At 57.4% G+C, this 425-nt stretch carries 1 protein-coding gene; it reads left to right on the top strand.

What is annotated here, in order from left to right:
* Positions 1-31: 31 nt before the first annotated feature.
* Positions 32-425: Cd(II)/Pb(II)-responsive transcriptional regulator (cadR, locus tag ASV53_RS24655; RefSeq protein WP_141226352.1), on the top strand; the 394-nt coding region annotated here is incomplete at its 3' end.

The following is a 425-nucleotide window of genomic DNA, read 5'->3' as shown; positions in this document are numbered from 1 at the left end:
AATGGGACAGATGATCCGTTGAGGAGTAAGCCTGAAGCGCATTGGTCAGTTAGCCCAGATAGCGGGTATCGACACGCAGACGATCCGCTTCTATGAGCAGCAGGGCCTGTTGCCGCCGCCAGAACGGCAGGAGAATGGTTACCGTGTCTATACCGAGAAGCATGGCGAGTGGCTTGCCTTTATCCGCCGCTGCCGAATTCTGGACCTGTCACTGACAGAGATTCGCGAGCTACAGAGCTATCAGGACGACCCTCGCCAGCCCTGTACCGCCGTCAACGCCATGCTCGATGACCACATCTCTCATGTGCGGTCGCAGATAACTGCTCTGCAAGCGCTTGAGCAACAACTCGTTTCACTGAGGGCGAGTTGCAACGAGGGTCGGGAGATCAATGCCTGCGGCATCCTGACGGGGATCAGCGAGGAGA

The sequence above is a fragment of the Photobacterium sanguinicancri genome (genome assembly GCF_002265265.1).
In the GTDB taxonomy this organism is placed as follows: Bacteria; Pseudomonadota; Gammaproteobacteria; order Enterobacterales; family Vibrionaceae; genus Photobacterium; species Photobacterium sanguinicancri.
The sequence above is the reverse complement of the archived record's forward strand: the minus strand, read 5'-3'. Positions and strand labels throughout refer to the sequence as shown.